At 66.1% G+C, this 17195-nt stretch carries 13 protein-coding genes; 5 read left to right on the forward strand and 8 right to left on the reverse strand.

What is annotated here, in order from left to right; all coding sequences use genetic code 11:
- Positions 1–140 precede the first annotated feature (140 nt).
- The 4 genes from CHC09_RS09840 to CHC09_RS09855 form a co-directional block, all read right to left on the reverse strand.
- Positions 141–1103 (reverse strand): diiron oxygenase, encoded by a 963-nt coding sequence (locus CHC09_RS09840; RefSeq protein WP_089292733.1) that lies wholly within the window; start codon positions 1101–1103, stop codon positions 141–143.
- A gap of 159 nt (positions 1104–1262) precedes the next feature.
- Entirely contained in the window at positions 1263–2069 is an 807-nt protein-coding gene (locus CHC09_RS09845; protein ID WP_089292734.1) for a nucleotidyltransferase domain-containing protein, read from the reverse strand.
- 54 nt (positions 2070–2123) lie between these two features.
- The gene (locus tag CHC09_RS09850) at positions 2124–2432 is read right to left on the reverse strand and encodes a PqqD family protein (protein ID WP_089292735.1); all 309 of its coding nucleotides are present in this window, start codon (positions 2430–2432) and stop codon (positions 2124–2126) included.
- 26 nt (positions 2433–2458) lie between these two features.
- On the reverse strand, positions 2459–5515 hold the full coding sequence (locus CHC09_RS09855) for a type 2 lanthipeptide synthetase LanM family protein (protein ID WP_089292736.1): 3057 nt from the start codon (positions 5513–5515) through the stop codon (positions 2459–2461).
- Positions 5516–6285: 770 nt separating this feature from the next.
- Here CHC09_RS09855 and asnB point away from each other — a divergent pair.
- The gene (asnB, locus tag CHC09_RS09860; RefSeq protein ID WP_089292737.1) at positions 6286–8481 is read left to right on the forward strand and encodes an asparagine synthase (glutamine-hydrolyzing); all 2196 of its coding nucleotides are present in this window, start codon (positions 6286–6288) and stop codon (positions 8479–8481) included.
- A gap of 225 nt (positions 8482–8706) precedes the next feature.
- On the opposite strand, the gene CHC09_RS09865 is transcribed toward asnB, so the two are convergent.
- The 4 genes from CHC09_RS09865 to CHC09_RS09880 form a co-directional block, all read right to left on the reverse strand.
- Positions 8707–9780 carry an ArsR/SmtB family transcription factor gene (locus tag CHC09_RS09865; protein ID WP_089292738.1) on the reverse strand — a complete coding sequence of 358 codons (1074 nt, stop codon included), beginning with the start codon at positions 9778–9780 and terminating at the stop codon, positions 8707–8709.
- An 83-nt stretch (positions 9781–9863) separates the two neighbouring features.
- Entirely contained in the window at positions 9864–11144 is a 1281-nt protein-coding gene (locus tag CHC09_RS09870) for an MFS transporter (RefSeq protein WP_089292739.1), read from the reverse strand.
- A gap of 57 nt (positions 11145–11201) precedes the next feature.
- Positions 11202–12002 (reverse strand): isochorismatase family protein, encoded by an 801-nt coding sequence (locus CHC09_RS09875; protein WP_089292740.1) that lies wholly within the window; start codon positions 12000–12002, stop codon positions 11202–11204.
- The gene (locus CHC09_RS09880) at positions 11999–13663 is read right to left on the reverse strand and encodes a dihydroorotase (RefSeq protein WP_089292741.1); all 1665 of its coding nucleotides are present in this window, start codon (positions 13661–13663) and stop codon (positions 11999–12001) included. The genes CHC09_RS09875 and CHC09_RS09880 overlap by 4 nt, the downstream gene beginning before the upstream one ends.
- A 550-nt stretch (positions 13664–14213) precedes the next feature.
- Here CHC09_RS09880 and CHC09_RS09885 point away from each other — a divergent pair.
- The 4 genes from CHC09_RS09885 to CHC09_RS09900 all read left to right on the forward strand — a co-directional run bounded on the left by CHC09_RS09885 (position 14214) and on the right by CHC09_RS09900 (position 17195).
- Positions 14214–14750 carry a 6-pyruvoyl trahydropterin synthase family protein gene (locus CHC09_RS09885; protein WP_089293172.1) on the forward strand — a complete coding sequence of 179 codons (537 nt, stop codon included), beginning with the start codon at positions 14214–14216 and terminating at the stop codon, positions 14748–14750.
- On the forward strand, positions 14747–15499 hold the full coding sequence (locus CHC09_RS09890) for a 7-carboxy-7-deazaguanine synthase QueE (RefSeq protein WP_218827162.1): 753 nt from the start codon (positions 14747–14749) through the stop codon (positions 15497–15499). Before CHC09_RS09885 ends, CHC09_RS09890 begins: the two co-directional genes overlap by 4 nt.
- A complete protein-coding gene (folE, locus tag CHC09_RS09895; protein ID WP_089292742.1) occupies positions 15500–16072 on the forward strand; it encodes a GTP cyclohydrolase I in 573 nt (190 codons plus the stop codon).
- A gap of 64 nt (positions 16073–16136) precedes the next feature.
- On the forward strand, positions 16137–17195 hold the full coding sequence (locus tag CHC09_RS09900) for an ATP-grasp domain-containing protein (protein WP_143232270.1): 1059 nt from the start codon (positions 16137–16139) through the stop codon (positions 17193–17195).

A 17195-nucleotide genomic window follows, 5' to 3' on the forward strand; every position in this document is an offset into this window, starting at 1 on the left:
GGCGACCCGTCCGTCTACGGCGTGCTGCGCCGGTTGGAGCAGGACGGTCTGGTCGAGGCCCGCCTGGTGCGCTCCGCCACGACCGGCGAGGCACGCTGATCGAGCCCAGCGCGAACCGTTCGGGCGAATGCCCGAACGGTTCACGGGATCAAGGCTGACCGCTGGAACGCCTCCCGGGTGCAGCCGTCGTCGAGAGCCCCGACCTCGCGGAGATAGCGCACGGTGGCCTTCGCCGCCCGAGCGATACCGGCCGCCGTCTCCTCCCGCGGGTGGCTCTCGGCCAGCACCTGCTCGACCTCGGCATCGGTGAGGCCGACCTCGAGCAGCGCATAGCTCAGCGCCTGGAAGTCGGGCTCGAGGAAGATGGTGATGAGTTCCGGCAGTAGGGGACCGAGTTGCTGCTGCTGCCCCTTCGTCAGAGCCGGCCAGAAGGTCGAGATGAGACTTCGGAAGTAGGCATGGTGTTTGCCCTCGTCCTCCGCATGATCGGCGACGACCTCCCGCACCGCGCCTGGCAGACGCCGGTCTTTCGGCAGGTCCCTCAGGATGGACGAGATCAGAGTCTCGCTCACGATCGCGAAGGCCAATGGTGCCGCACCGCGCACCGAGGGCTCGATGCTTTCGCGCACCACAGCCAACCGCGACAGGAACGACGGCTGGTCCGGTAGCGTGACCGGGACGCCGGTGTGCGCGACCACGTCGGCGATGAGGTCGTCGGAGAACTGGGCATGCCAGGCCTCGTCGGTGGTGATCTTGAAGGCATCGCGTCGCATCCGCGCGTCAAGCTGCAACCCGCACCGGCCGATGCCGATGTCCGAGGTCACCGGGATGACGGCGGAGGTCTCCAACAGGGTCGTGAAATTGAGGTACTGGTAGAGACGATGCACCAGGATGCGACGGATCACCTCCGGTCCGCGCTCGGTGATGTACGGATGCGCTACGACCGGCACCAGTTCCGGAGGGAAGTAGATATCGGATCCGTCATCGGCGTCGAGCGACCGGCGCGGGCCGACGCGGACACTTGCGCGCTCCTCCCAATTCGAGAATGCGCTTCTGTAGCGCGCGACGGTCGGCCGTTCGGGAGCATCGGAAATCTGATACATATGTGCCTCACCTGATTAAGAAAGGTGGCAGCGCAGATTCATGTGGGCAACCCGATTTCGGGCGAATTAACATGCGGCCATCTTTTATAATCGAAGTATAGCCATCGTTTGATGGCGATCGTGGACATTTCGGCTGACACCGAATAGTCCGGTCCGCCATCACACCTCGACGTCGAGAGCGATCTGTCGGCATACGTCCAGCACATCTTCGACCCAGGCCTGCGGGCGGCTGGGATCGAACGTCTGCATCGTTGTGAGCTCCCAGAACCGATCGAAGGACAATGTCGCGGACTTGATAGCCTCCATGCGCCGAGCCCGCCATTTCCGGTCCAAGCCGAATTCGTGGTAACTCAAAGCGAGCGCGTCCACTGACGCACCCAGCGCCATTTGTGCCGACAGCACGGCGGAAGTGTGGTCACCCGCCTCCATCATGCCGAGAGCGCCGCGCACATGGCCGTCGGCCTCGCCGAGCCAGCGCAGGGTCCACATGGAACGGAATGCACATTCCACCAGCTGCTTCTGTCGCTCGGCCATCCAGTCCTCCCCGGAAATGATGATGGCCTGGCCCAGCCTGCTGAGGAATATTGCCTCGGTGCCGCTCAGTCGCTGGCCGATCGAGTCACCGTTCTGGAACTCCTCCCAGGTGGCCTTAGCGAACGTCTGGTCCACCTGGTCGTCCAGCCAATAGCGGAGTTCGACGCGCTCGCCGTCGACAAACGCCCCGACGGTGGGGACGGTGGCGGGTGTGAGGGCGACGGTGTTGACGCCGTTGGTCTCACCGGTCCAGGGCTTGTCGCAGATGACGTACAGGTCCGTGTCGCTGCGGGCGTGCTGCCACCCGCGGGCGACCGAACCCCCGATGAACACCGCCAGGCAGTCATCGGAGATCAGGCCGTTCTCAGCCAGGGCGGCACGCAGACGCCGTACCTCGGCGGCGGGAAGCTGCACGGTCTTGGGTAGGTTCATGTGTGTCTGACTCCTTCGTCTAAAACGTCCAGGGGCGGATCGGTCGCGCCGGCCTCAGACTCCGGCGGATCCGCCGGAGTCTGAGGCGATCACTTGAAGCAGGCCGAGGTCGATGAGGTCCCGCAGCACCTCCAGAGTGTCGGCCAACGCCTCACTGCGGTCGATCCCGTAGTAATTGGCGACACTCGATGCCACATCGGCGACCGCCCGCCGGCCATCAAGTTGGCGCCAGATGAAGAAGGTGGTCTCCGACAGCTCGAACGCCTCCTCGTCCCATCCCACGGTGACCGTGCCCGCCACCCGCCGTACGCCCACGTCGGCCCGGGGTTTGACGACGGTTCCCGTCTCAACCGTTTCCGGCATTGTGTGTTGACCTCCTGGTATGGCTCTCACAGAGCGTGATCGGATGTGATTCCGGCGGGACACAACACCTGGGGGACCCGGTCACCGGCATACGCACGCAGCAGGGCGTGACCCACTCCGGCCGCGCCGTGGCGAAGGCCGGGCACCCACAGGCCGGTTGGTGCCGCACACACCGGGCCGTCGCTGCGGACTCGCTCGGCCGCGGCGGCAAGCAGCGCTCGCGAGCGGTCCCACATCGCCTCGCCTCCGCCGGGAACGTCGACGGTGAGCATGAGGGCCTCGGCAAGCCCAGTTGCCCCGTGGCAGAGACTGTCATCCCGGACGACCGGGTCGGGACCGGTGACCGATGAGCGCAGCGCCGAGGTGGTGCGCTGCTGTACGACGGTCAGCTGCTCCCGCCAGGCCCGGGCCAGAGGAAGCTTGAGGATTCCCGTAGCAGCGATCAAGGTCCCCGACAAGCCCCGGCACCAACTCACATCGCCGGCCGAGGCGTCCACCGGGCTGGGAAGCAGCGTCAGGATCCGGACGGCTGCGGCGATCAAAGCGGGATCGTCGAGTTCCGCGCCGACCCTCGCCAGCGCGTACGCGATGCCGTCGTCACCGCGACCGAAGCCGGCGTGGCGGTTGTGCTCGGGAACATGGCCGAGCAACTGTCGGCCGGCCCGGACAAGCATCTCCCGGCTGGCCTCGACGGCGCCCGTGCGATGCAGCGTAACCAGGGTCAGCGCCGCACCGGCGGCTCCGCCGAGGACGTCGCCGCCGACGGCGTCAGCGAGTCCACGGTCGACGGCGGCGGCCAGCCACGGAGCCGCTCGACGCTCGACGCCGGGACCCCACAGGACCCGGAGCCGGGCCAGCAGGTAGCCGAGGCCGCCGAGGTCGCCGAAGATTCCCGTGGTGCAGCCCAAGAGGTCCTCGGGATCCGGCTCCTGGTCGGGATCCAGGACTCCGCCGAGCAGATCCTCCACGACCACGCGATATCTCGGCTCGTCGAGGACGGCGCCGATCTCCGCAAGGAACAGGGCGATTCCGGTGACGCCCGATGACAGACTGAGATCGGTGGCGCCGATCGACCAGTGCTCACTGCCGAGCGGGTTCAGGGTCGCCCACTCCGGCCCGCTGCCGTCGTCATGGCGGGTGGCCAAGAGTCGGTCCGCGATCGTCCGGGCCGCGTCGAGGCACCGCTCCGGCCGGTAAACGCCCGCCCCGGTCGACGACAACCGGAGCGGGGGCGGATCCTGGCCGACCATAACGGTCGCGAACGCCGCGCGGATGCACCAGACCTGAGCGTCGAGGTCTTCCTGGGTCAACGCCGCGACGCGAGCGGTGGCAGCGGCCCAACCACTCGTGGAGAAGAAGTCGGCGACCAGTTCGCCCGTCTCGTCGGTCAATGCGGTACCGGCGACGCCCACCTGGAAGACCGGGACGTCGCCCTGCCGGAGCTGCCGGACCTCGCTGCGTAGGAACGCCTCTTGGCGCAGCTCGCCGCGATCCCCGAGCTGGGAGGTCATGAAGTCCCGGTCCGCGCCGTCCCGGAGAAGGCTCGGCTGCCAGGAAGCGGTCAGCAGTTCGGTGTACTCGCTCGTGTTGCGCAGCACGGTCCGCACCTCCGTGGTGCGGAAGGCCGACAACGGCCCACCGTCGCTAACCAGAGCGTCCTTTGTGGTCATGAGGATGCGGTAGCAGTCGACGAAGCCGCCGACCACCTGCTCGATATCGGCCGGGTCGACGCGGCCGCCGTCGCGGGTGGGCAGGTTATCCGCACGGGACGGCCGCATCCGCTGTCGGACCGTGCGCATCCGGTCGGTGCCCGCGTCGAGGATTTGGACGGTTCTCCGGGTCTCACGGTCGGTGGGACAGGAACCCCCGGTCATGCCGCTTACGTCGAGCTGATGTGTTCCCTCGTCGTCCTGCGCGATGCGCTGCTGAGGTAGGAGCAGCGTCGTGAGCACGGACTCGCGCAACTTCCGGGCGATCTGAGCGCCGTCGTCCTCGAAGTCCGCCGGCGCGTGGAACAACACCTCCAGGTCGAAGAACGAGGGGAACTCTCCGTCGGCGATGACGTTATGCATGTGCATGTCGTAGGCCCGCAGCACATAGAAGAGCGCCAGGAACGCGCCCTGCCGCCACCAGAAGCGCCGCAGTTCCTCGGCATCGGCGCACGGCCGGACGCTCACGTGCACCGCCCAGCTGTGCGTTTGGCGGTCCACCACGCCGACGGGTCGTAGGGCGTGGGTGAGCCCAGCTTCGTTTACGTACTGGACGAGACCCGCGAAGCACCGTTCAGGCGCTGCGCCGCGCGGCTTGTACACCACCCGGACCCCATCCTCGAACGTCAGGATCGTGACGCTGCGCCCGCCTCGGTGCGGGTCTCCCGCGCCGAATCCGACGGCGACGACCGCGTCGAGACCCTTCGCCGTGGTCCCGGTCAATGTGCGGATGAGGTCGAGGTCGGCGACCGTTCGTACGGCCAGCTCATGGCGCACCTCGATCCACCGCCGGACGTGCTCGACCAGCTCACGTGCCAGGACGGGATATCCCATCAGGAGCCGCGCTCCGGTGCACGGATTGGCCAGCGCGGTGGCGAAGCAGGCGAAGCGGTCCTCCGGTGCGGCCCCACACAGACGGCCCGCGGACCGGGCGGTCTCCAGCTCGAGAAGGGCCGGCTGTTGAACCATGCTCAGCAGCGTGTCGTCGTCGGCCGACAGCAGAGGATGACGGTATTCCAGGTCCACAGGGGAATCGCGGAGTCGATCGGCGAGCTCTTCGCGCGCCCATCGCACCAACGGAGCCACCCAGCCCAGCAACGACCGGACGGGGTCGTGACCCCTCGTGGGCCGGCCGCCACACAGACAGCGGGCGTCGGCGTCGACAGGTGCCGCCTCGTGAGCGGTCCACGCGGCTCGGATGATTGTCAGCCACTCCGGACGGGCCGGAAATCGTGACTTCAGCTCCGCGGAGGTCTCCCCGAGCGCGGCCGTCAACTCTTCGACACTGCTCTGTTCTGCCGCACACAGCGCGTCGAGTGACGCCACGGCACCGTGGGGCAGCCGTCTCTCCTGCAAGGCGCGCACCTTTGCCATGCCCCGTTCCCGCCGCCGCGGGTCGGTCCGCGACGGCGGTTCCGACAGACGTTCGGCGAGCGTGGTCGCGAGCCACCAATGCGCGTCGTCCCAGATATTTGCCACCGTTGTCGCCGACCTCTCGCCGCGGGAAGGTGTGGTCCGTGCGTCCGTGACGACGTATTTCCCTCGCTATTCTGTGCCGTGTTTCTATCCGAGTCGCTGCACGAATGTCAATGTAGAGAGGTGCAGTATCCGGGCAGATTCGGATTGAGCCGAAAGGTCTGGCGCCGGAGGTTGGACCCCGTATAGCGTCATCTCATCCGCCGGGGTGAACGGTTACGCACACTGAATGGACGTACCCGTCGCACGCAACTATTCCCGGGAATTAGATATACCCAGGCGAGCCTTTTCTGGGGTCGAGGAGGTGTCAACCATGAAGAAGTACTCCAAGCCGGGCGTGAAGCCCGTTTCGCAGAGCACGATGCTCCGCAACACCGTCTGATCGCAGCTTCTAAGGACGAGGAAGTGTCAACCATGAAGAAGTACTCCAAGCCGGGCGTGAAGCCCGTTTCGCAGAGCACGATGCTCCGCAACACCATCTGATCGCAGCTTCTAAGGACGAGGAGGTGTCAACCATGAAGAAGTACTCCAAGCCGGGCGTGAAGCCCGTTTCGCAGAGCACGATGCTCCGCAACACCATCTGATTGCAGCGGCGTCGCACGGTGTCCTGCGGGGCGCCGTGCGACGCCGTGCTCTTCGGGTAAGCCCTAGTCAAGTAAGGAGTCACCATGTGCGGAATCGGGGCTGTGGCATGCCTCGACGGCAGCCACCTCGGCGAGAGTGGAGACGTGCTACTGCGGGGCCTGGTCGATGCTCTCGCCCATCGCGGACCCGACGACCGGGAGATTCTCCGGGACGGCCCCGTCGGAATGGCGTTCACCCGGTTGTCATTGACCGACCCGGTTTCAGGCTCCCAGCCACTGAAGACCGACGACGGCTCACTGGTGCTGATCGCCAACGGCGAGGTCTACAACCATCGTGAATTGTTGGCGTCGCTGCCGGCGGGAACCACAATGCGCACGGGATCCGACTGCGAAGTGCTGCTGCACCTCTATCGCCAACACGGACTGAATTTTCTCGACGATGTCCGCGGAATGTTTGGCCTCATTCTGTGGGACAAACGGAACAACCATCTGATCCTTGCCAGGGACCGGTTCGGTATCAAACCGCTCTATTATCACCGCGACGGCCGCCGGATCATTCTCGCCTCGGAGATCAAGGCCCTCTTCACCGACCCGCGTACGCCCCGTCGGTTCGACTGGGAACGAGCGCTGACCACGCCGGCCGTTCCGGCGGCCGTCTACCTGACCGAGGACGCCTATCCCACGACGTGGTTCGAGGGGATCTCCTCCGTCGGTGCCGGGACCATCCAGCGCATCGACCTCACCGACGGGAGCACTCGGGAACACCGCTACTGGAAATTCCCGGGGGACGCGGACGACGTCCCGACCACCGCGGACGGGTTCGTCGAGAAATACCGCGCTCTGCTCGCCGAGTCGGTCCACGAGTGTGCGACGTCGGATGCGGAACTGGGCCTGTTCCTGTCAGGCGGCATCGACTCGGCAGCGGTCGCCGCGTTCGCCGCCGAGCGGGTGAGTGAACTGCACACCTTCACCGTGCTGGCCGCGACCACATACCACAGCGGGGACGCTTACTACGGCCATCGGGTCGCCAAGGACCTCGGGCTGCCCAACCACCAGGTCGTCTTCGACACCCAGCGGGTGCCAGACGCGCAGGAGTGGAAGCGCCTGCTGTGGCTCGTCGAGTCGCCGTTCTGCGGACCGGAGATGTACTACAAACACGAGCTGCACCGGTATGCGAAGTCCGCGCGGCCCCAACTGCGGGGGATGCTGCTCGGCGCCGCCAGTGACGAGTTCAATGGTGGGTATTCGGCGGACGTAGCGGGCGACGGCGCCTGGTCCGATTTCGACCGAAACATCCGTGCAATGCATCGGGTGGGATCGCTACGCAACCGGCCCGACCTGGCCCCGTGGTGGTCGTTGCCGGGCCAGTCGTTGATCTCCGACGAGGCCGTACGACGCTGGGCGCAACCAGCGCACGATGACGCCTATCTCGCCTACCTGGCCGGCCAGTACAGCAAGCTCCAGCAGTACAACGTCTGGCACGAGGATCGCACCGCGGCGGGCAGCGGGATCGAGGCTCGGGTCCCGTTCCTTGATCACCGGCTGGTGGAACTGGTCGCCGCCGTGCCTCCGCACCTACGCGAAGAGCTGCTGTGGGACAAGACCATTCTCCGCAGGGGTATGCGGGGAACCCTCGCCGATGATGTCGTCCACCGGCCCAAACAACCGTTCTTCCACGGTCCGGGGCTTCAGTACACCTACCGGATGGTGCTGGCGATGCTGGAGCGTGACGGCGGCGCCCTGGTCGAGGAGTCGCTGGCGGCACCCGGCGCCGCCGACCTCATCGACGCCGATGGACTCCGGCGCACCCTGAAGGACTTGCGCGAGCGCCCCGCGGACGCCCAGGTCGAGATCGCGCTTCGTGTCGTGAACCTCGGTCTGCTGTCGGCCATGGCCCATGACCTGCCGGCGCCCGTCAAGCAATTGCCGCTGTCGGCGCCTCCCTCCTCCGTCGAGGTGGCGGATTGGGCAGCACAGGAGCGGACGCTCGAGGAGGTGACGGGGCTGAGTCTCGGCCTGCGTCCCGACGATGTACCTCGGCTCGCCCCCTCGGTGCTGCTGCTGACCGAACCGGCGGACGAGCGGCGGCGCTATCTCGCCGTCGACGGCGTCATCGAGTACGTCCTGGACGACGATGAGCCGCAGTACCGGGACTTCCTGGCCCGAGTCGACGGGGTCACGCGGTTGCAAGAGGTCTTGCAGGAGATCGAATGCGACTGGACCAGCGCGGAGCGGATGCTGCGCGATCTGGTCGAGCAAGGAGTCGTCGAGTTCCGTTGATGCCGTGTGCGCGGCCCGGGCACCGGGCCGCGCACACGCCGTCAGCCACGGCTACGCGACCGCGTCCTCGGAAATCGCGGCGAGATCCACCTTGTCGTCCATGATCCGTACCCGCCTGGTTGAGCTCGTGGCGCACGTGGCGGCCTACCCGCTGTCGGCTCACGAGCCCGCTGTTCGCACCCGCCATGGTCCTGCCAGAGGAAGCCCCCATAGGCACGCTGCCGATTACTCAGCGGCTTGTGATCGATTGCTATCGATAAAATTGGGGTCGGCGTCAATGGCACGAGGAAGCGATATCGGCGGCCGTGCCTTCGACTCCGCGTCCAGGTAACGCAGCAGAGCGACACCCGCCCCCTGTAACACGTAGATGACCCGCGCTCCTGACCGCTGCTTGCGGACGACGTCGGCGGCCACCATTGTGCTGAGATGTTCGGAGATCGTGCTCGGTGACATGCCGAGTGCCTGGGCGAGCTCCGAGGTCGTCGTCGGCTGCGCCAGGCCCCGTAGCACTGCCGCCTTTCCGCGGCCCACCATGAGACCCAGGCGGTCGTGGTGAGACCGCGCGCTCGTCGCCTGCCTAGGGGCGCTGTGCAGCGTGCCGAGAGCCCCCGCGCCCTGCGCCTGATAGGTCACGGCCACGGACCCGGAACGGCTCAAAACGCACCGGGTCGTCCGGCGCCCGAAGATCTGCGGCACCAGCACGAGCCGATCGGCGCAGCGCAGCCGACACGAAGGCACGGCGGTGGGCAGTTCGAGTACCGGCGCGTTCCACCGGATCCGCCGGTCGAACCCGGCCAACGCGTTGGTCACGCCTTCACTGGCGAGCATGTGCGCTCTGGTGAGCACATCCGCCCGCAGCGCGGTGCCCACGGTGTCCCAGTACGGCGCCAGTGCCGCCTCCCAGTAGTCGAGGATCGCGGTGGGCAGCCACCTCAACCACGCCTCGGGGTGCAGGGTCGTCGGACCGGCCGCCGTCATCACCGCGCGCAGGTGGGCGTCCGGGAGCTCGGTGAGCTGGTCGACTAGGGTTTTGACCTCATCTTCGATGGACTGCTCGCCCTCCGGCACCGGAGTGAGAACGTTCGGGACGACGCCGTGCAGCCTGCGGATCCAGGCGACCAGCTCCGCGCCGGGACGCCGTTGGACAGCGCGTTCGGCTTTCCTTCCCCACTCGCTGTAGGGCCAGGGCGAGACCCGTCCCCAGGCCAACATCGAGAGGCTGGCGAAGGCCTCCCAGATCGGACTGACGACGATCCGCAGGTCACCGAGTGCCTCGTTACTCACCTCGACGTGGATCATCTCTGCCTCCGCCGGGCATCGCTTCGTGCCATGACATCGTGAACCCCCGAACCATCCGTCAGGCTGGCATCGCTCTCTTGGGATCAGTGCGGCAGCGGCTGCGCCACGGCCTGTTGGGAGTCGAGGTCGGACAGCTCCCGAAGTCCTCGCACAGGGCTGAACCACAGGAGGAGGGTGCCGATGAACACCGCCACGCACGCCTCCACCAGAGCGACCCGCGGTGACCACACCTCGGCCAGCAGTCCCGCCGTCACCGAGCCGATCGGGATGACGCTCCACGAGACGAATCGCACCGAGGCCATGACTCGGGACAACAGCTCCGGAGGCGAGGCCGTCTGACGGTGGGTGCGAGTGATCACCGATGCCACGACGGCGGAGAAGGCGAATGCGCCGAGGCCGAAGCCGAAGATCGCGGGAGCGTAGCCCGTCACGGCCAGTGGCATGGCCAGCACGAACACTGCCCCGGCCGTGGCGGTAAGCAGCAGCGCCGGCGCCGTGCCGAAGCGCCGGGCCACTCTGGCCGTAACAGCGGCGCCGAGGACCGACCCGACACCGTCGAGAGCGAACACCAGGCCCACGAACGCCGGCTCCAGACCCAGCGTTCGCACGAGGAACGGAGCGAGAACCGCGAAGATCACGCCGTTGGCAAAGTTCACCGCGGTCGCGTACAACGCGGCCACCCTGATGATGGGGTGCGAGAAGACGAAACGAAGACCGGTACCCATCTCCCGGAACAGAGGCTTCCGGGAGATCGGCGGCCTCGTACCGGTGATGCGGATGCTGCTCAGCAACAGCGCCGAGACCAGGTAGGAGATGGCGTCGATGACCATGGTGAACGCGGCACCGACAGCCTGCACCAGCAGTCCGCCCAATGACGGGCCGACGAGCTGGGTCGTTGCGACGGTGCTCGACATGAGACCGTTGCGGGCGATGAGCTGCGAGGTCGGCACGATTCCCGGAAGGAACGTCGAGTTGGCCACGTCGAAGACGTTGTTCGCCATTCCGACGAAGAATGCGACCACCAGCAGGTGCGGCAGCGTCAGCATGTCCCACCAGGCAGCCAGGGGGATTGTCGCGATCGCGGCGAACCGGAACAGGTCCATGCTGACCTGCAGCGAGCGCAGGGCGAACCGCTGGGCGATCACGCCGGCCGGAAGACCCATGACGATGATGGCCGCATAGCCGACTGCCGTCAGGACGCCCATCTCGAAGTTGGAGACGTCCAGGACGGTGAGGGCCACGAGGGGAAGCGCCAGGCTCGTGGCACCCGAACCGGTGGTGCTGATCGTGGAGGCGGCCCAGTATCGCCAGAAGGCGGACGATCGCTCCTTGCCCTGCTTCTCGGGAATCGTGTCGACGTTCATCAGCTCACCAATCTCGATGACGGCCGCTACTGCTGGCGCCTACCTGCCGTCCAGGTTTCAGCCGGAGCTGGCGCGGGCTGCCGCCGGCGGGTAGACATCGTCGAACATCCCCTCCGTGAGTCCTTCGAGATAGCCGAGGACCTCGTCGAGCCCGGTGACGTCGGCGTACTTCATATGAATGTCCATCAAGCTCACCTTGTGGGAGAGCACCGCCCGATCGAAGACCGCCTCATGCGGGACGGTGACACGAAGGTCGTAGGAGATGGCGTCCACGGCCGTGGCCCGCACGCAACCGCTCGTTGTCGTGCCCGTGATGATCAGTGAGTCGGCGCCGAGCATCGTCAGGTGACTCATCAGTGGCGTACCGAAGAAGGCCGAAGGCTTCCGCTTCTCGACGAGAATGTCATCGGCCTCCGGTGCGATCTCGGCGACGATCCGGTTGCCCATGTGTCCGTTCACGTCCACCACGTCACCGCTGCGCGTGCTCTTCGCCGTCCAGACGCCGAGGTCGAATCCATCCGAGCGCCGTGGGTTGGTCGTGTAGATCACCGGCAGCCGTTTACGCCGAGCGACCTCCAGCAGCCGTGCGATCGCCGGTATCGCGGTGGTCCACGCGACCTCGCCGCAGGAGTACCGCCAGCGTTCGATCGACTCGAGGATCGGCTCGGGCCGGTCTCCGCAGAAGTTGTAATTTACGTCGACAATCATCAGCGCCGGTCGTCGGCCGAATCCTGCCCGACGTCCCCAGCCTGCCGCTTCAAAGACCATCCGGTCGGTCTCACCAAGGACATCCGCCCAAACTTCGTCGTTGACGGCCGTCTCTTTGGCGATGTCATCACCCCGGGTGTTGTCCCTCATCGCCCGGTCTCCCCGCGCCCGTCCGCGCGCACGGAGGTGTAGAGCTGGGTCTCCGGGCTGAAGCCGGGCCGGTTGAAATCCGAACCGCTCCACCGGCGGTGCGACAGGTCGACGGCGGTCGGCTCGGCGATCGGGTAAGTGCGCGATGTGCTTTGCGGGTACCGAGCCAGATACTCGCCGCGGGCTTCGGCTACCGGACGCATTCCAGGGGAGTCGTCGGCCCATTCGGCGGTGACCTTGCCACGCATGATCGTCTTGACCGGCCAGCCATGGAAGGTGTGGCCTTCCATGATTGACCACCCGGCCCGAGTGTTGATGTGCTCCTTGCCGACGGTGACCTCGCGTCCGGCGTCGACGATGACCATGTCCGCGTCGAAGCCGGGCAGCAGCGAGCCCTTGCGGCCCCAGAGGCCGCTGGTCTTGGCCGGATTCTCGCAACTGACCTGTACCAGGCGCTCCATGCTGATCCGGCCCTTGTGCACGCCTTCGGACAGCAGAACGGGCAGGAAGAGTTCGACCCGGCTGAAGCCGGTACGGCAGTCCCAGATATTCGGGTTGTACATTTCCTCAAAACTCGCCGGTTCCCAGCCGACCACATGATCGGACCCGACGACGTCCACGGTGCCGTCGGCCAGCGCCTCCCACAGGGCGTCGATGTTTTCCCGGCGACGCAGCGGCACGTTGATCCGCCAGCCGTCCTCCGGCTGCGCCCACAGCCACGCCGGCCCGGTCTGCGCGAACACCCGCGCGCCCTCGGCGCGCGCCTTCGCGACCTCCTCGAAGCTGAGGCGCGTGGTGCAGTGCTGAAGGTACAGCGGAGGATTTCCCGGGGTCTGCCGCGCCAGATACGCGTAGGCCCGGATGTGCTGTGCCTCTAGGAAGTCGGGGGAACGGTCCGTCCAGGCGCCGAAGTCGGTGCGGTCGGCCGCGCGCAGACGGTCCTCGAAGACTCGGCCGATCTCCCAGTTCTCCGGGTGGATGTGCACCATCCCCGGGTAGCCGAGGTGGGCCACCTGCTCCATCACCTGGTAGACGGTTCCGTCGTCGATGCCCGTACCAAGACCCGCACGCCGAGACGGCCAGTTGCTGTCGTCACCGTCTCGCATGGCCTTGAGGCCACGCGTCTGCAGGTAGAGCTTGAACGAGGTGACGCCATGTCCCTCGGCATACTCCTGGATCTCGTGGGCCTGCTCATCGGTCTCGAGCATGTAGGTGAGATAGGCGTCGACGTGCGAAACGGTCTCGATCACCTTCCGCGCTGAAGGGAACGCCTGGTGGAACGAGACCACGTCGGCCCGGTTGACGACCTCTTTGAACGGCTCGGTACCCATGCGCGTCACCGGCGCCTGGATGCCCCATGTGGTCACGCCGGCGCACGCCGCGGTCCGCGACTCGGTGCGCATGTCGTATTCGAAGGGCACGTAGCAGCCGGGATGGGCCTCCGAATCGACGATGCCCGGCAGGATGTAGTTCCCGTGTGCATCGATGCGTTCCTTCGCGGGTGGCAGTAACTCCTCGGGTGCGAGGGCGACCACCTTTCCGTCCTTGACGCCTACCGCCACCCGGTGGCGTCCGTCGCCGAGTACGACGGTTCCGTTAGCTACGACGAGATCAAGGATTTCACCAGCCACGATAGTTCCTCCGGTAAGTGCGCGATACATGACGAGCGCGTAGAGCGTGATGGAACCCGCGCATTGACAGGGCGATTCGCCGATCGGCGGACGAAGTGCAATATGACCTGACGCGATCTCGCGGCGACAATACGGCGGTTTCTCGTCGCGTGCACGTTTGTGTTGCGCAAGCCAATCCGTCTCCCGGAGACGTCTTGTGCGACTGAGGATTATCAGCAGTTGGACAGAGACTCGGCTCCGGCTGCGGCTCACCGGGCCTTGGCCGCCGTGCTTCCGCTGGGCACCGCTGTCCTAGAAGCGGCGAACCGGTCAACCATTGACTGGTACCCACTGGTCTCGAACCCTGTCGCCGCCGAATCCTCCGCGACTGGCTGCTCAACATCAGCCATCAAATCTGCATGAACGGACCAGTCGCCGGCCGAACAAGAAACCCGGCCGAACCGACTCGACAATCACTCCGCCGAGCAAGTAGAAAGACCGCACGCGGCCCCGGCCCAGGGAAATTGCACGAGCTCAAACCCGCGGAATTCCGTGAGCGCCGACATTGACGGAAGCCTGCTGCGAACTGGAGGAGAGCTTGATGGCTGAAAGAACCGATGAACTCGCACGCGACGCGACATGGTGCGAGGAAGAACGAGAGGGTGACTGCAGGGAAATCCGACAGACCGCAGCGACCACTGCTGTCACCGTTCGGCACAACTTCGAATCCGCGCATCGTCTGCCGCAGCTGGGCGGAAAATGCCACAACCTCCACGGTCACTCCTGGTGGGTGGAGGCAACCGTCGCGGGCGAAGCCGGAGCCGACGGCATAGTCGTGGAGTTCCATGACTTGAAGAGCTATCTGCGGGAGTGGATCGACGAGAATCTCGATCACGGCGCCATGCTGGGAAGCGAGGACGAACTCGTGCCGGCGCTAAATGCGGCGAACTCCAAGGTATTCGTGTTCGGCAAAGCGGATCCCTCGTTCGGCCTTAGCTGGCCGACGGTAGAGAACGTCGCCGAGCTTCTCAGCCGGGTCACGGCCGGATACCTCCAATCGCGGGGGTGGCCAGGTGTGCGCGTGTCCCGGGTCGTGGTACGGGAAACCCATGTCAATGCCGCAGAGGTTTCTTGGTGAAGACAGACGAGGCCGACATAGGCTTGCTTGAGTCCAGTGACGGCGGCATGCCTGCACTGCCAGTCTCCGAGGTGTTCGGACCGACCATCCAAGGCGAGGGCCCGTATGCCGGCCGGAGCGCCTGGTTCGTTCGGCTCGGCGGCTGCAATCTCTCGTGTTCCTGGTGTGACTCGCCGTATACCTGGGACGCGCAGCGCTTTGACCTGCGGCGCGAGATCCCGATGACACCGGTGGAGGAGGTTATCGCCGGGGTTGCCTCGTCGTCGCTTGTCGTCGTCACCGGTGGAGAGCCGCTGCTGCACCAGAATCGGCCTGCGTGGCGCGCACTATGCACCGGGTTGAGAGCGCGCGGTTGCACGCTGCAGATCGAGACCAACGGAACGATCGTACCGAACTCGACCACTCGAGGCTTGGTCCAGACATTCGTCGTGTCACCGAAACTCGCGAATGCGGGTGCTCATCGCGGCAACGTCGATCCGGCACTGCGTACCGGGTGGGTCGAGGTCGCAAAATCCGGCCACGCGCACCTGAAGGTGGTGTGCACCTCGGCCGACGATGTCGCCGGCGTCGTCGACATCGCTCGCACCACCGGTTGGCCCCTTAGCCAAGTCTGGGTGATGCCGGAGGGGACGACCGCACAAGAGCTGAACGGCCGCTGGCGCGCGATCGCAGACGCGGCTGCGCAGGCCGGTATCAACGCCACCCACAGGCTGCACATTCTCGCCTGGCAAGATCGTAGAGGTCACTAAATGATTGACATCGAAAAGGTCGCATCGAGTGTTTCCGACCTTCTGCTTGCGCTTGGTGTAGAGCGTGACTCGCATACGTACGACACGCCCCGACGCGTCGCCGAAGCATGGGCCGAGTGTCTCGCCGGATACGACAACGATCCGGTCATCCACCTGGACGCGACATTCACCGGGCCGTCGGATCCCGGCCTAGTCGTGCTCAGCGGGATCCGCTTGACCTCCACCTGTGCGCACCACCTGCTGCCAATCACCGGCACCGCGACAGTCGCGTACCGCCCGCGACCGGGAGCACCCATCGTCGGACTGTCCAAGCTCGCTCGCGTGCTTCACGGGTATGCGCGGCGGCTGCAGGTCCAAGAGCACATCGGCTACCAGGTGGTGGAAGCGATACGCCAGAAGCTCGACCCGGTCGGCGCCGCGTGCATCATCACGGCGGAGCACGGCTGCATCAGCACGCGGGGCGTCCTGGAACGCGGTGTGCTGACGACGACGCAGGCGACCGGCGGCGAGTGGGAGCCGGGGCACGCCGATCTTCAAGCGATTCTCGCGGAGCACGCGGCCCGGAGCGTCTGAACATTCGAGCCGGCGCGACTCCGGCGGCGAAGGAATTCCAGATCTCCGCCTTCCTGGCCGGGCTGTGCAACTGAAGAAAATCCTCAGTTGCACAGCCGGGATCGGTTCTGCGATCGGCGTATCGCATCTACGAATGGAGAACACTGATGACCACTGTCACGAATGTGACCAGGCCCTGGTGGGCGCCGTGAAACTCGGCATTATCGCGTGGGAGAAAGCGGAGCCGGAAGCGATTGGGACGGCGGACGTCGCCAGAGAACGTGGGCACAGCGCGGTGGTGTTCGAACTCGACGACGTACGCTGTGATCCCAGCCCTGGGGGTGCGGTAGCGAGCGTCCAAGGGACCCCGTTGTCGGAGTTCGACGTCATCCTCTGCCGGTGTGACCTCAGCACGCCGCCCTGGACGGAGAAGATCCAGCAGCTTCTGCTGCTCAACGGCGAACCGGGCGTGATCGTCCTCGACCCGCTGGACGTGCACATCAGAGCGGCGAGCAAGCGAGCCATGCTCCAGCAGCTCACGTTGCACGGCATCCCCGTCCCGCCGACCAAGGAGTGCCGCAGCGCCGCCGACGTGCGTGCCGCGCTTGATGCATGGGGCCAGGTGGTGGTCAAGCCCGCTCTGGGCTACCGAGGGCTCGACGTCGAGCGCATCCTCGAAGGCCCGACCACCGCGGCCCTGCAACTCATCGACGCACTACTCGAACGGCACGGCACGCTCCTCTGTCAGCCCTATCTGGAACACACGGGCGACTACCGAGTGCTCATCATCGGGTCGAAGGTCTCCAGCTCCATGCGGTTCGACACCGCCGCCGACGGCGACTGGAAGCCCTTCTCCGGTGACCTCGCCGACGATCCGGTCAGTTCTGCCTTCGTCGAGCCGCCGGACGAGCTCACGTCCCTGGCCCTGCGAGCTGCGAAGGCGGCTGACCTGACGATCGCTGGCGTCGACATCATCATGACCGAGGCCAGCCTGACGGTGATCGAGGTGAACCCGGTGCCGGGCTGGGCCGCATGGACCCCGGAGTTGGCACGAGTCCCCAACGGTCAGCTCGTGGACTTCGCGGAGAGCCAGGCCAACGCCCAGGGTGGCGTCGGTGCGACGTCGGCGCAGAGGTGGCGATGA

This window comes from Actinoplanes regularis (assembly GCF_900188005.1).
Lineage (GTDB): Bacteria > Actinomycetota > Actinomycetes > Mycobacteriales > Micromonosporaceae > Actinoplanes > Actinoplanes regularis.

Excerpts from the sequence above, each read along its gene's own strand:
- CHC09_RS09840 (WP_089292733.1), bottom strand. The coding sequence starts at position 1,103 with ATGTATCAGATTTCCGATGCTCCCGAACGGCCGACCGTCGCGCGCTAC.
- CHC09_RS09845 (WP_089292734.1), bottom strand. The coding sequence starts at position 2,069 with ATGAACCTACCCAAGACCGTGCAGCTTCCCGCCGCCGAGGTACGGCGT.
- CHC09_RS09850 (WP_089292735.1), bottom strand. The coding sequence starts at position 2,432 with ATGCCGGAAACGGTTGAGACGGGAACCGTCGTCAAACCCCGGGCCGAC.
- CHC09_RS09855 (WP_089292736.1), bottom strand. The coding sequence starts at position 5,515 with ATGGCAAAGGTGCGCGCCTTGCAGGAGAGACGGCTGCCCCACGGTGCC.
- asnB (WP_089292737.1), top strand. The coding sequence starts at position 6,286 with ATGTGCGGAATCGGGGCTGTGGCATGCCTCGACGGCAGCCACCTCGGC.
- CHC09_RS09865 (WP_089292738.1), bottom strand. The coding sequence starts at position 9,780 with ATGATCCACGTCGAGGTGAGTAACGAGGCACTCGGTGACCTGCGGATC.
- CHC09_RS09870 (WP_089292739.1), bottom strand. The coding sequence starts at position 11,144 with ATGAACGTCGACACGATTCCCGAGAAGCAGGGCAAGGAGCGATCGTCC.
- CHC09_RS09875 (WP_089292740.1), bottom strand. The coding sequence starts at position 12,002 with ATGAGGGACAACACCCGGGGTGATGACATCGCCAAAGAGACGGCCGTC.
- CHC09_RS09880 (WP_089292741.1), bottom strand. The coding sequence starts at position 13,663 with ATGTATCGCGCACTTACCGGAGGAACTATCGTGGCTGGTGAAATCCTT.
- CHC09_RS09885 (WP_089293172.1), top strand. The coding sequence starts at position 14,214 with ATGGCTGAAAGAACCGATGAACTCGCACGCGACGCGACATGGTGCGAG.
- folE (WP_089292742.1), top strand. The coding sequence starts at position 15,500 with ATGATTGACATCGAAAAGGTCGCATCGAGTGTTTCCGACCTTCTGCTT.